The 12,805-nt window shown below is 68.8% G+C and carries 13 protein-coding genes; 1 reads left to right on the top strand and 12 read right to left on the bottom strand.

What is annotated here, in order from left to right; genetic code table 11:
- The 7 genes from map to dxr form a co-directional block, all read right to left on the bottom strand.
- Positions 1-849, bottom strand: an 849-nt coding sequence (gene map / locus JWP83_RS25570) for a type I methionyl aminopeptidase (RefSeq protein WP_297736796.1), incomplete at its 3' end; no start/stop codon positions are given.
- Positions 850-952: 103 nt separating this feature from the next.
- Positions 953-1,546, bottom strand: a complete 594-nt coding sequence (locus JWP83_RS25565; RefSeq protein ID WP_297736788.1) for a DUF1707 domain-containing protein — start codon at positions 1,544-1,546, stop codon at positions 953-955.
- A 74-nt stretch (positions 1,547-1,620) separates the two neighbouring features.
- Complete coding sequence (locus tag JWP83_RS25560) at positions 1,621-3,438, bottom strand: penicillin-binding transpeptidase domain-containing protein (RefSeq protein WP_297736785.1); 1,818 nt, start codon at positions 3,436-3,438, stop codon at positions 1,621-1,623.
- A gap of 139 nt (positions 3,439-3,577) precedes the next feature.
- Complete coding sequence (locus tag JWP83_RS25555) at positions 3,578-4,432, bottom strand: GNAT family N-acetyltransferase (protein ID WP_297736782.1); 855 nt, start codon at positions 4,430-4,432, stop codon at positions 3,578-3,580.
- A gap of 55 nt (positions 4,433-4,487) precedes the next feature.
- Positions 4,488-5,666, bottom strand: a complete 1,179-nt coding sequence (gene ispG / locus JWP83_RS25550; RefSeq protein WP_297736779.1) for a flavodoxin-dependent (E)-4-hydroxy-3-methylbut-2-enyl-diphosphate synthase — start codon at positions 5,664-5,666, stop codon at positions 4,488-4,490.
- A gap of 17 nt (positions 5,667-5,683) precedes the next feature.
- Positions 5,684-6,898: an RIP metalloprotease gene (locus tag JWP83_RS25545; protein ID WP_297736776.1), complete on the bottom strand. Its 1,215-nt coding sequence runs from the start codon at positions 6,896-6,898 to the stop codon at positions 5,684-5,686.
- A gap of 20 nt (positions 6,899-6,918) precedes the next feature.
- Positions 6,919-8,118, bottom strand: a complete 1,200-nt coding sequence (gene dxr / locus JWP83_RS25540; RefSeq protein WP_297736774.1) for a 1-deoxy-D-xylulose-5-phosphate reductoisomerase — start codon at positions 8,116-8,118, stop codon at positions 6,919-6,921.
- A gap of 96 nt (positions 8,119-8,214) precedes the next feature.
- On the opposite strand from dxr, the gene JWP83_RS25535 reads away from it, so the two are divergent.
- Positions 8,215-8,469 (top strand): DUF2631 domain-containing protein, encoded by a 255-nt coding sequence (locus JWP83_RS25535; RefSeq protein WP_297736771.1) that lies wholly within the window; start codon positions 8,215-8,217, stop codon positions 8,467-8,469.
- Between the two features lie 164 nt (positions 8,470-8,633).
- Here the strand turns inward: JWP83_RS25535 and JWP83_RS25530 are convergent, their stop codons facing one another.
- The 5 genes from JWP83_RS25530 to frr all read right to left on the bottom strand — a co-directional run bounded on the left by JWP83_RS25530 (position 8,634) and on the right by frr (position 12,756).
- On the bottom strand, positions 8,634-9,500 hold the full coding sequence (locus tag JWP83_RS25530; protein ID WP_297736768.1) for a cytochrome c biogenesis CcdA family protein: 867 nt from the start codon (positions 9,498-9,500) through the stop codon (positions 8,634-8,636).
- 4 nt (positions 9,501-9,504) lie between these two features.
- The gene (locus tag JWP83_RS25525; RefSeq protein WP_297736765.1) at positions 9,505-10,011 is read right to left on the bottom strand and encodes a protein disulfide oxidoreductase; all 507 of its coding nucleotides are present in this window, start codon (positions 10,009-10,011) and stop codon (positions 9,505-9,507) included.
- Between the two features lie 123 nt (positions 10,012-10,134).
- Complete coding sequence (rlmN, locus tag JWP83_RS25520) at positions 10,135-11,229, bottom strand: 23S rRNA (adenine(2503)-C(2))-methyltransferase RlmN (RefSeq protein ID WP_297736793.1); 1,095 nt, start codon at positions 11,227-11,229, stop codon at positions 10,135-10,137.
- A 23-nt stretch (positions 11,230-11,252) separates the two neighbouring features.
- Entirely contained in the window at positions 11,253-12,182 is a 930-nt protein-coding gene (locus tag JWP83_RS25515; RefSeq protein WP_297736762.1) for a phosphatidate cytidylyltransferase, read from the bottom strand.
- A gap of 16 nt (positions 12,183-12,198) precedes the next feature.
- Entirely contained in the window at positions 12,199-12,756 is a 558-nt protein-coding gene (gene frr, locus JWP83_RS25510; protein ID WP_297736759.1) for a ribosome recycling factor, read from the bottom strand.
- Between the last annotated feature and the right edge of the window lie 49 nt (positions 12,757-12,805).

Here is a 12,805-nt window from a genome sequence, read left to right as displayed (position 1 = left end):
GGTCAGGATCTCGGCGCCGTCGTCGGTGACCACCAGCGTGTGCTCGAACTGCGCGGTCCACTTCTTGTCCTTGGTGGCGACGGTCCAGCCGTCGTCCCAGATCTCGTAGTCCAGCGCGCCGAGGTTGATCATCGGTTCGATGGTGAACGTCATTCCCGGCTGGATGATCGTCGCCACGGAGGGCTGCTCGTAGTGCAGCACCACCAGCCCGTTGTGAAACGTGGTCCCGATGCCGTGGCCGGTGAAGTCACGAACCACGTTGTACCCGAACCGGTTTGCGTACGACTCGATGACCCGGCCGACCACCGAGAGCGCGCGGCCCGGTTTTACGGCGTTGATCGCGCGCATCGTGGCCTCGCGGGTTCGCTCCACGAGCAGCCGGTGCTCCTCCGAGACATCGCCGGCCAGAAACGTCGCGTTGGTGTCGCCGTGCACCCCGTCGATGTAGGCGGTGACATCGATGTTGACGATGTCACCGTCCTCGATCACCGTCGAGTCGGGGATTCCGTGGCAGATGACCTCGTTGAGCGAGGTGCAGCACGACTTGGGGAATCCCTTGTAGTCCAGCGTCGACGGATAGGCCCCGCTGTCGACCATGTACTCGTGGGCGATCCGGTCGAGTTCGTCGGTCGTCACGCCGGGCGCGACCGCCTTGCCCGCCTCAGCCAGGGCGCCGGCCGCGATCCGGCCGGCCACACGCATCTTCTCGATGACCTCGGGTGTCTGCACCCACGGCTCGCTGCCCTCCCGGGCGGTCGGCTTGCCGACGTACTCCGGGCGGGGAATGCGGCCGGGCACCGGCAGAGTCGGCGATATCACTCCGGGGGAAAGCGCGGTGCGGGCAGGCATGCCGACCAGCTTAACGATGCTCACTGCGCGTTGCCGTCGCCGAGCCTGTAAATCTGCAGGCCCCCACTCGGACTTCTTCTGCGGATTTTCAGGCTCGGCGAATCTAGGCCCTAGGCCGGCGCAGCAGCGAGCGGCGCGGCCCGCGGATGATCACCGATCCGCACACCACCCGGCCCGTCAACACGACGTGCGGCGACCCTTCGCCCGGCGCGCCTTTGCGGCGGTCGCTGGCACTGCCGACGTAGACCTCGACGTCGTCGATCGAGGCGCTGGCCCCGTCGGGCAACCGGACCTCCACCGAGCCGAACCTCATGTCGAGTTCGATGATCACCACCGGCCCCGCGAACCGGGCCCGGGTGAGGTCGAGCTGCACCGAGCCAAGCCGGCGCACCAGCGCCAGCCGGGTGGGCACGGTCCACTCGCCATGCCGCTTCAGCGAGCCGGCCCAGCCACGCAGCTCCACCCGGTCGGCCGCGGACGTGACGATCGCACCCGGCCCGGGCAGGTCACCGACGAGCCCGTCCAGCTCGGTGCGGGTGCGCGCGTAGGCCACTTGGGACGAACGCTGCTCGAACTCGTCGATGTCGATCAGGCCGAGCGCGACGGCGTTGTGCAGCCGCCGCATCGTGCCGTTGCGGTCGGCGTCGGAGACCCGCAGTGACGTCGGAGCCACCGTTTCTCCACCGGTCTCAGTCATGGCCGTTTCCTGCCGCTCTGCCCAATCGGGGCCTTCCTTCGCAACTTACCGCCGCGAAGGGGCGGGAGCGGGCTCTAGGCCAGGTAGTCGCGCGGCAGCGATTCGAACATCACTTTGGTCATCCGCACCGCGTATTCCGAGCTGCCACCCCCGACGATCAGCGCCGCGAACGCCAGGTCGCCGCGATACCCGGCGAACCAGGAGTGCGATCCGCCCGGGAACTCGGCCTCACCGGTCTTCGCGAAAATTTCGCCGCAGCAGCCGGCGATCTCCTTGGCGGTCCCGTTGGTCACCACCAGCCGCATCATCGGCCGCAAGGAGTCCACCATTTTCGGGGAGATCGGCGTGTCGTCGCCCTCGACCGTCGTCGGCCGCCCCGCGATCAGCTGCGGCATCGGGGTTTTGCCGGCGTCGACGGTGGCCGCGACCAGTGCCATGCCGAAAGGGCTCGCCAGCACCTTGCCCTGGCCGAAACCGTCTTCGGTGCGCTCGGCCAGGTCCACGGTCGGCGGCACCGACCCCGTCACCGTGGTGATGCCGTCCACCGTGTAATCCAGCCCGATGCCGTAGCGGTTGGCCGCCTGCGACAGGCCGCGGGGCGGCAGCCTGCTGCTCAGCTCGGCGAACGTGGTGTTGCACGAACTGGCGAACGCACGCGACATCGACACCACGCCCAGGTCGAAGCCCCCGTAGTTGGGGATGGTGCGGTGCCCGATGTCGATGTGGCCCGGGCAGCCCAGCATCGTGTTGGGCGTGGCCATGTCGCGGTCGATCGCGGCGCCGGCGGTGACCATCTTGAAGGTCGACCCGGGCGGGAACAGGCCGTTGGTGGCCGGCAGGCCGTCCGCGTCGGCGCCCACGTTCTGCGCGATCGCGAGGATCTCCCCCGTCGACGGTTTGATCACGACGATCATCGCCTTGCCGCCCCGGGTGTCCACCGCGTGCTGCGCGGCGTTCTGCACCGTGCGGTCCAGGGTGATCGACACCGACGGTGCCGGCGACCCTTCGACCTCGTGCAGTACAGCGACGTCGACGCCGTTCTGGTTGACGCTGACCACCCGCCAGCCCGCCTGGCCGTCGAGCTGGTCCATCACGGCCTTCTTCACCTCGCCGACGACGGCCGGCGCGAAATGCGGGTCCGTTGCCAGCATCTCGGCCTGCGGCGTGACCACGATGCCGGGCAGCCGGCCGATCGCCGGGAAGACCTTGTCGTTGACGTCGGGGGGCAGCGTGACACCCAGGTCCACCGGGTGGGACGCCGAGCTGGCTTGCTCGGCGAGCAGTTGCGGGTCGGTGAGCGTGTCGTTGAACGGCCGCAACAGGTCGACGATGGCGTGGGTTGTCCCGATCAGCCCGGGCCCGGCCTGGGTGGCGTCCAGCGTGTAGTGATACACGTAGCCCGGCGCCAGCACATCGCTGCCGCCGAGTTCGTTCACCGACGCCCGCCGCGGCTGATCGGCCCGCAACGCGAACGTCTGATGCTCGCCCAGTTTGGGATGCAGCCCGGTCGTGGCCCACCGAACCTCCCAGCGCCCCTCGTCGCGGGCCATCTTCAGCTGACCGTCATAGCTCCAGGTCCGGTTCTTGGGCAGGTGCCACGTGAAGCGATAGTCGACCGTGCCGGTGTCCTCGGCGTACTTGGAGGTGAGGACCTGCGCATCCAGGTGGGTGGCCTGCAAGCCGGCCCAGGCGGCGTTGAGCGCTTCGCGGGCTTCGTTGGGGTTGTCGCTGAGCTGGGCGGCCGTCGCGGTGTCGCCGATCGCCAATGCGCCGAAGTACTTCTCGGCGGCCGGGCCGGGGCCGTCGGGCCGCGGGGTGCATCCGGACAGGCCGATCACCGCGACGAGCAGCAGGCTGGAGCCGACTGAGGCTGCTGTTGTTTTTGTGACCATCGGTGCTGATGTTAAGAAGTGCGGCCCCCACACCGGCGCCGACACACCGAGATCCGACCGTTATGCACGCGTACGTAAACGCCATTGCGAAAAAAGCGGCCCGAAATCACCGCCGCAATTCCCCGCGGATTCGAAGAGGCTAGTCCAGCAGGACCGTCGCGAAGGTGCCCACTTCGGCGAAGCCGACTCGGTCGTACGCGGCGCGGGCGACCGTGTTGAAGCTGTTCACGTACAGGCTGGCGATCCGCCCGCTGCCCACGATCACGGCGGCCACCGTCGCGGTGCCGCCCGTCCCCAGGCCCTGGCCGCGCCACTCCGGGTGCACCCAAACCCCTTGGATCTGGCTGACGCCGGGCGACTGCGACCCGACTTCGGCCTTGAAGACCACCTGACCGTGCTCGAAGCGGGCCCAGGCCCGGCCCGCCGCGATCAGGCTGGCCACCCGTCGGCGGTAGCCGCGACCGCCGTCGCCGAGCCGCGGGTCGACGCCCACTTCGCCGATGAACATGTCGACCGCGGCCACCAGGTAGGCGTCCAGCTCGTCCGGCCGCACCTGACGCACCCCGGGGTCGATATCGCAGTTCGGGTGGCGGGTCAGGGCCATCAGCGGCTGGTGGTCACGCACGTCGCGCGCCGGACCCCAGGCCGACTCGAGCCGCTCCCACATCGGCATCACCAGGTCGGCCCTGCCGACCAGCGAGGAACAGCGCCGCGTCCCGCTCATCGCCTCGTCGGCGAAGGCGTTCAGGTCGGCCGGTGCGCCGCGCAGCGGGATGAGGTTGGCGCCGGCGAAGCACAGCGACTCCTCGGGGCCTCGACGGGTCCACAGTTCGCCGCCGATCGAATTGGGGTCGATGCCGTGGTCGGCCACGCGGGCCGCGACCATGCACGAGCCGACCGGGTCGTCGTTGAGGACCCGCCAGACCGCGGCGGCGTCACGCACCACGGATACCCGCCGCTCGCCGACAAGGCGAAAGATGGGCGGAGCCGACATCTGGAGAACTCTCTGTGGTGCGAACTGAGGGTCAGCGCAGGGACGCGGGCCCCTATCAGCTTACGGTCACAATCGGCGAACCGCTCGTTTCTGTTCCCGGTCCGTGATCGGTTTCCACGTGCCCGGCCATCGCGGCCGCCAACCGCTGAGCCTCCTCGATCAGCGTCTCGACGATCTGGGCCTCGGGCACGGTCTTGATCACCTCGCCCCGAACGAAGATCTGCCCCTTGCCATTTCCCGACGCAACACCGAGATCGGCCTCGCGCGCCTCCCCCGGCCCGTTGACGACACAGCCCATCACGGCCACCCGCAGTGGCACATCGAGCCCGTCCAGGCCGGCGGTGACCTCGTTGGCCAGCTTGTAGACGTCGACCTGCGCGCGCCCGCAGGACGGGCAGGACACGATCTCCAGCCCGCGCGGCCGCAGGTTCAGCGATTCGAGGATCTGACTGCCGACCTTGACTTCCTCGACCGGCGGCGCCGACAAGGACACCCGGATGGTGTCGCCGATGCCCCGCGACAGCAGTGCCCCGAAGGCGACCGCTGACTTGATGGTGCCCTGGAAGGCGGGCCCGGCCTCGGTGACGCCGAGGTGCAGCGGGTAGTCGCATTGGGCGGCCAGCTGCTCGTAGGCGGCGACCATCACGACGGGATCGTTGTGCTTGACGCTGATCTTGATGTCGCCGAAGCCGTGCTCCTCGAACAGCGAGGCCTCCCACAGCGCGGACTCGACCAGCGCCTCGGGGGTGGCCTTGCCGTACTTCTCCATGAACCGCTTGTCCAGCGAGCCGGCGTTGACGCCGATGCGGATCGGGATGCCGGCCGCGCCCGCGGCCTTGGCGACCTCGCCGACCCGGCCGTCGAATTCCTTGATGTTGCCCGGGTTTACCCGCACCGCGGCGCATCCGGCGTCGATGGCGGCGAAGATGTACTTCGGTTGGAAGTGGATGTCGGCGATCACCGGGATCTGGCTGTGCCGCGCGATCTCGGCCAGCGCGTCGGCGTCCTCCTGGCGCGGGCAGGCGACCCGGACGATGTCGCAGCCGGCGGCGGTCAGTTCGGCGATCTGTTGCAGCGTCGTGTTGACGTCGTGCGTTTTGGTGGTGCACATCGACTGCACCGAAATCGGATGGTCGCTGCCGACACCGACGTTGCGGACCATCAGTTGCCGCGTGGTGCGCCGGGGGGCCAGCGTGGGCGCCGGAGCATTCGGCATGCCCAGGCCAACAGACACTTTTCGCCTCTCTCGTCTTACTGGAAGAGCCTGATCGGGTTGACCAGGTCAGCGGTCACGGTCAGCAGCATGTAGCCGACCACGAATACCAACACCACGTACGTGGCGGGCATGAGCTTGAGATAGTTCACCGGCGCGGCCGCGACCATGCCGCGGGCCGAGCGGATCAGGTTGCGGATCTTCTCGAACACCGCGATCGCGATGTGACCGCCGTCGAAGGGCAGCAGCGGCACCAGGTTGATCGCCCCCAGGATGAGGTTCAGCTGGGCCAGGAAGAACCAGAACGCCACCCACAGCCCGTGGTCGACGGTGTCGCCGCCGATGATGCTGGCCCCGACCACGCTCATCGGGGTCTGCGGGTCGCGCTGCCCGCCGCCGATGGCGTGCACGAGCGCACCGACCTTAGTCGGGATCGTCACCAGCGCCTTGCCCACCTCGACGGTCAGGTCGCCGGCGAAGGCGAAGGTAGCCGGTATCGCCGAGAGGACGCCGTAATGCGTGGGCGCGGCCCGGACGGCGCCGACGCCGATGGCACCGACCGTGGCGGGCTCGGGCTGGCCTTTGGCGCCCTTGGTCACGTAGCGCTGGGTCGGGGTGACGTCGACGTAGGTGGTGATCGTGGCGCCGTCACGCTCGACGACCACCGGAACGGTGCCGTGCAGCTTGCGCACCGCGGCGGCCATGTCTTCGAAGCTGGACACCGGGGTGTCTCCGACCTTGACCACGACGTCGCCGGGGCGGATCCCGGCGAGCGCCGCCGGACCGGCCCCGCTGCAGTTGCCGAGCTTTCCCGGGGCCACTTCCGGTGCGACGCAAGCGGTTTCGCCGACGACGGCTTTGGTGGGCGGGTGCAGGTTGGGCAACCCCCAGACCAGGGCGATGCCGTAGATGAGCACCAGGCAGATGACGAAGTTCATGCCCGGGCCCGCGAACAGCGTCGCGACCCGCTTCCAGGTCGCCTGCTTGTACATCGCGCGGTCGGTCTCGTCGGGCTCCAGGTCCTCGACCGGGGTCATCCCGGCGATGTCGCAGAAGCCGCCCAGCGGAATGGCTTTGACGCCGTATTCGATCTCACCCCGCCGGGTCGACCACAGCGTCGGCCCGAAGCCGACGAAATAGCGACGCACCTTCATGCCGGTGGCGCGGGCGACCCACATGTGGCCGCACTCGTGCAGGGCCACCGAGATCAGGATGGCGAGCGCGAACAGCACAATGCCGATTGCGAACATCATCTTGGCTGCCAGGACCTTTCTCAAACCATTCCGGAGGCTTTAACTGAGACCCCGGCGGGGCGTTGGTGTGCGACCGCGCGCTGTGCCCGCTCCCTTGCCCAGCGCTGCGCGTCGAGTACCTCATCCACGTTAGCGGGTGAAACGGTCCATTGGTCGGCGGCGTGCAGCACGTCGGCGATGGTTTTGACGATGGCGGGGAACTTTATCCGGCCTTGAAGGAACGCCTCCGCTGCTTCCTCATTGGCGGCGTTGTACACCGCGGTCATGCAGCCACCGGTCTGGCCGGCATGCCGGGCCAGCTCGACGGCGGGGAAAACGTCGCCGTCCAACGGCTCGAATTCCCAGCTAGAGGCGGTGGTGAAATCGCAGGCGGGAGCAGCGCCGCTGACCCGCTGGGGCCAGCCCAGGGCCAGCGAAATGGGCAGCTTCATGTCCGGCGGGCTGGCCTGGGCGATCGTCGAGCCGTCGATGAAGGTGACCATCGAATGAACAATCGACTGGGGGTGTACGACGACCTCGATGCGGTCGTAGGGGACGCCGAACAGCAGGTGCGTTTCGATGAGCTCGAGCCCCTTGTTGACCAGCGACGCCGAGTTCAGCGTGTTCATCGGGCCCATCGACCACGTCGGGTGGGCGCCCGCCTGTTCGGGGGTGACGCCCTCGAGGTCGGCGGCGGCCCAGCCGCGAAACGGCCCGCCCGAGGCGGTCAGCACCAGCTTGGCGACCTCGTCGGGGGCGCCGCCGCGCAGGCACTGCGCCAGCGCGGAGTGCTCGGAGTCGACGGGCACGATCTGCCCCGGCCGCGCCGCCTGCAACACCAGCGGCCCCCCGGCGACCAGCGATTCCTTGTTGGCCAGCGCCAGCCGGGCCCCGGAGGCCAGCGCGGCCAGCGTGGGTCGCAGGCCCAACGCTCCGACCAGCGCGTTGAGGACGACGTCGGCCTCGGTCTCCTGGACCAGCCGGGTGACCGCCTCGGGCCCGCGGAAGGGGACGTCGCCGACTTTCTCCGCGGCGCGATCGTCGGCGATGGCGATGTTGGTGACCCCGGTCTCGGCGCGCTGCCGTGCCACGGTGTCCAGGTTGGCGCCGCCGGCCGCGAGCCCGACCACCTCGAAACGGTCCGGATTGGCCGCGATGACCTCCAGCGCCTGCGTGCCGATCGAGCCGGTGCTGCCCAGCACCAGCACACGCAGTCGGCCGTCGGCGGTCGCGTTGGTCACCCACTTATTGTGCCCCGTCGGTCTCGCAGCGGGTGTGCCACAATTTCCTTGCACTCCTTGCACTCCTTGCAGAAGCCGATCAGGAAGGATTCGCCCGTGGCCAGTACCGAAGTGGAGCACTTCAACGGCGTCGACGTCGCCGAGGTGCCGTCGGCAGCGTGGGGGTGGAGCAAGATCAACATCCGGACCTGGCACGCCACCGGGCTCGTCATCGTCATATTCCTGCTGGCGATGCTGCGCGGCAACCACGTCGGTCATATCGAGAACTGGTTCCTGATCGCGTTCGCTGTCCTCACGCTCGTTGTGCTGGTGCGCGACCTCTGGGGCCGCCGCCGCGGCTGGATCAGGTAGCGCTCACCGCTCCGTCCGCCGGCGTCGTCCGGCGGATGCTCACGTCACCGGAGCCGCTGCGCACCGTTAGCGCAAACTTTTCTTCGCCCTGCCGCAGGCCGTCCGAAGGCTCCAGTTCATTGCTGACGACCCGCATTGGTGTCGATACAAGTGTCGTGATGGTGCTAGTGCCGCACCCGCCACCGCCAGGCGGCGGCGAACGCGCCGGCCACCAGCACGCACAGGGCCACCGCCCAGGGCAAGACGCCGTGCTGGTGCACCCAGCCGGCCAGCGCGCCCTGCAGGCGGCCGGCCCACGTGATCACCGCGTCCTGGGGGTTCGCGTTGGCACTGATGTCACCGAAGAGGCGCAGCTCGTAGACGCCGTAATAGCCGACGTACAGCCCGACCAGCACCAGCAGCGCCCCACCGATCCGGCTGACGAACGGCAGGAGGCGCCGCAGCCGGTCGGCCAGCGCCGAGCTCGCCGTCGCCGCGGCGATGGCGAGGACGCCCACCACCAACGTCAGGCCCGCGACATAGGCGAGGTAGACCGAGACGCCGGTGACGACCGATCCGCCCCGGAAGCCGGCGGCGGTGACCGCCAGGAACGGCCCGATCGTGCAGGACAGCGACGCGATCGCGTAGCTGACGCCATAGGAGTACATGGACCCCAGCCGCACGGTCGGGGCCCATCTCGGGCCCAGCTGCCGGGGCGCCAGCGCCGTCAACTCCCGGCCCGACAGCAGCCAAACCCCAAGCGCGACAAGCACAACGCCGATGACCACGGTTCCGTACGGCAGGTACCGCTGCACGGTCGAGGCCGCCGATATGGTCAGCGCGCCGAACAAGCCGAACACCGTCAAGAAGCCGAGCGCCATCCCGACGGTGGCCGCGATTGCGCGGCCGAGCGGGGCCAGGCCCCGCCGTTCGCCGGGCTGCTGCCCGCGCACCACGAGGAGTAGGTACGCGGGCAGCATGGCAAACCCACACGGGTTCAGGGCCGCAACCAAGCCGGCAGCGAAGGCCAGACCGACCAGACCGCGATCCACGGCGTTAGCGCAGCGCCGCCACCCGGCCGGCCAGCTCGTCCTGGGGCATGGCCGCGGTGGGGTTGTTGACGAACGTCGAGCTGCCATCCGCCCGGTAGAACACGTAGGCCGGTTGCCAGGGGACGTTGTAGCGGGCCCAGATCGAGCCGTTGGCGTCGTTGAGGGTGGTGAAATTCAGGTTGTACTTGGAGACGAAGTTCTGCATCGCCCCCACATCCGAGTGCGCCGCGACGCCGACGAAGGTGACGCCCGGGTTGGCGGCGGCCACCTGACTGACGCCGGGAGCCTCGGCGTTGCAGAACGGACACCACGGCGTCCAGAACCACAGCACCGCAGGTTTGCCCTGCAGGCTGGCGCCGTTGAACGGCGCACCGCTGAGCGTGGTCGCGGTGAATTGCAGGCGGTCGTCGGCGGCCGCGGAGCGCGGCGCGTCGGCGAGCCCGAATATCAGGGCGGCGGCGAAAAGGGCCGCGGCCAACAACTTGAGCGGAGTCACAAGCCGAATAAACATGGCATCACCTCGTTTGCTGGTGTTATGCCCTACAGACGTGGTGGGCGCCCTCGGGGTTCATCGCGGGCTCAGCCGTCGGCGGCCAGCTGTCCACAGGCGGGGCCTGATTCGCCTGCGCTCCAGCTAACCGCCTTCGGCGGCCAGCTGTCCACATGCGGCGCTGATCTCACGCCCCCGCGTGTCCCGCACCGTGCAGGAGACCCCCTTCGATCGAACCCGCCGGACGAACTCCCGCTCCGCCGCCTTGGGGCTGGCATCCCAGTCGCTGCCCGGGGTGGGGTTTAGCGGGATCAAGTTCACGTGGACCAGCGGGCCGAGCGCGCCATGCAGCCGCTTACCCAGCAGGTCGGCCCGCCAGGGCTGGTCGTTGACGTCGCGGATCAGCGCGTACTCGACCGATACCCGCCGACCGGTCACGTCCACGTAGTACCGGGCCGCGTCGAGAGCCTCGCCGATCTTCCAGCGGTTGTTGACCGGGACGAGCGTGTCGCGCAGTTCGTCGTCGGGCGCATGCAACGACAGCGCTAGCGTCACCCCGAGCCGTTCGTCGGCGAGTTTGCGGATCGCGGGGACCAGGCCCACTGTGGACACCGTCACCGAGCGGGCCGAAATGCCGAAGCCGTGCGGCGGCGCCTCGGTGATGCGCCGCACCGCGGCCAGCACCCGCGCGTAGTTGGCCAGCGGCTCCCCCATGCCCATGAAAACCACGTTCGACAGCCGGTCACCGAAGTCGTCGCGCAGCGCCGCCGCGCTGGCACGCACCTGTTCGAGGATCTCGGCGGTGGACAGGTTCCTGGTCAGGCCGCCCTGGCCGGTGGCGCAGAACGGGCAGGCCATGCCGCAACCGGCCTGCGACGAAATGCACACCGTGTTGCGGTCCGGGTAGCGCATGAGGACCGACTCGACGGTGGCGCCATCGAGGGCCCGCCACAACGTCTTTCGGGTCTGACCGGCATCACAGGTAACTTCGGCGGCCGCCGTGAGCAGGTTCGGGAACATCGCCTCGGCGATCACGTCACGCACGGCCGCCGGGAGGTCGGTCATCTCCCGCGGATCGGCGATCAGCCTGCCGTAGTACTGATGCGCGAGCTGCTTGGCCCGAAAGGCCGGCAGGCCCAGCTCCGTGACGGCCGACGCGCGGCCCGCCGCGTCGAGGTCGGCGAGGTGCCGCGGCGGCCTGCTGGGGCGCGGCTCGGTGAACACCAACTGTTGGACCATGATGTGTCCAGTATCGGTCACGCCTAGCGAACCAAGGTGAGCACGATCCAGGCCGCGACCGCCGACGGGAGCACGCCGTCGAGCCGATCCATCAGACCGCCGTGGCCGGGCAGCAGTCGGCCCATGTCCTTGATGCCGAGGTCGCGCTTGATCTGGGACTCCACCAAGTCGCCCAGCGTGCAGGTCAGCACCAGGACGACACCGAGGAGCGCACCGATCCATGGCGGCTTGCCGGCCAGGAAGGTCGCGGTCAGGATCGCGGCGGTGATGCCGCAGACCAGCGATCCGGCGAATCCCTCCCAGGACTTCTTCGGGCTGATCGCCGGGACCATCGGGTGCTTACCCAGCAGCACGCCGACGGCGTAGCCACCCACGTCGGACGCGATGACCGTGATCATCAGGCAGAACACCCGCCCGGCGCCATCCTTCGGGTACACCAGCAACGCGGCGAAGGAGGCGAACAGCGGGACCCAGGCGGCCAGGAAGACGGTGGCGGACGCGTCGCGCAGGTAGTTCGCCGACGGTGAACCGGCGAACGGCTCGGGCCGATGGCTGTTGTCCTGCATGAACAGCCGCCACATGATACAGACCACGACGGTCGCCCCGAAGCCGGCCAACGCGCCGGCGGCATGGAACGGCCAGGTCAGCCAGACGGTGACCTGCCCGCCTACCAGCAGCGGGATCACCGGTACGACGTAGCCGGCTTCGCGCAGCCGGCGCACCACCTCGTGGGTGGCGACCAGAATGGCCCCCGAGCAGAGGAGCACCCAGTAGCGGGGGGCGAAGATCAGGGTCGCGACGAGGACGCTGCCGATCCCCACCCCCACCGCGATCGCGGCGCGCAGGTCGCGTCCCGCCCGCGACGTCTTGTTCGCCGGCTGTTGCACCGCGTTCTCGTGCGGACGCGCGGGCTCGTCGGGCGGGTCGCCTGCGCCGGTGGTTGCCACGGACATGATTGCTGAGCGGCCGCTAGACCTCCAGCAGCTCCCCTTCTTTGTGCTTGACCAACTCATCGATCTGGGTGACGTACTGATGGGTGGTCTTGTCCAAGTCCTTTTCCGCCCGGCCGACGTCGTCCTCGCCGGCTTCGCCGTCCTTGCGGATTCGGTGCAGTTCCTCCATCGCCTTGCGGCGGATGTTGCGCACCGATACGCGGGCCTCTTCCCCCTTGTGCTTGGCCTGCTTGACCAGCTCCCGCCGGCGCTCCTCGGTGAGCTGCGGCACCGCCACCCGGATCAGGGTGCCGTCGTTGGTGGGGTTCACACCCAGGTCGGAGTTGCGGATCGCCGTCTCGATGGCGTGCAGCTGGTTGGTCTCGTAGGGCTTGATGACGACGAGCCGCGCCTCGGGGACGTTGATGCTGGCCAGCTGCGTGATCGGCGTGTTGGTGCCGTAGTAGTCGATCACGATCCGGGAGAACATGCCGGGGTTGGCGCGGCCGGTTCGGATGGTTGACAAGTCGTCGCGGGCTACGGATACGGCCTTCTCCATTTTCTCTTCCGCGTCGAAGAGAGCCTCATCAATCATTTGCGCCGCTCCTTCTCATCACTGCGTTGTGCATCGTCGCCAGCGCAGA

It is taken from the genome of Mycobacterium sp., assembly GCF_025965855.1.
Lineage (GTDB): Bacteria > Actinomycetota > Actinomycetes > Mycobacteriales > Mycobacteriaceae > Mycobacterium.
This window is presented reverse-complemented; position numbering and strand designations above follow the sequence as displayed.

Excerpts from the sequence above, each read along its gene's own strand:
- frr (WP_297736759.1), bottom strand. The coding sequence starts at position 12,756 with ATGATTGATGAGGCTCTCTTCGACGCGGAAGAGAAAATGGAGAAGGCC.
- JWP83_RS25545 (WP_297736776.1), bottom strand. The coding sequence starts at position 6,898 with ATGATGTTCGCAATCGGCATTGTGCTGTTCGCGCTCGCCATCCTGATC.
- JWP83_RS25515 (WP_297736762.1), bottom strand. The coding sequence starts at position 12,182 with ATGTCCGTGGCAACCACCGGCGCAGGCGACCCGCCCGACGAGCCCGCG.
- JWP83_RS25525 (WP_297736765.1), bottom strand. The coding sequence starts at position 10,011 with ATGTTTATTCGGCTTGTGACTCCGCTCAAGTTGTTGGCCGCGGCCCTT.
- JWP83_RS25560 (WP_297736785.1), bottom strand. The coding sequence starts at position 3,438 with ATGGTCACAAAAACAACAGCAGCCTCAGTCGGCTCCAGCCTGCTGCTC.
- JWP83_RS25565 (WP_297736788.1), bottom strand. The coding sequence starts at position 1,546 with ATGACTGAGACCGGTGGAGAAACGGTGGCTCCGACGTCACTGCGGGTC.
- rlmN (WP_297736793.1), bottom strand. The coding sequence starts at position 11,229 with ATGGTCCAACAGTTGGTGTTCACCGAGCCGCGCCCCAGCAGGCCGCCG.
- JWP83_RS25555 (WP_297736782.1), bottom strand. The coding sequence starts at position 4,432 with ATGTCGGCTCCGCCCATCTTTCGCCTTGTCGGCGAGCGGCGGGTATCC.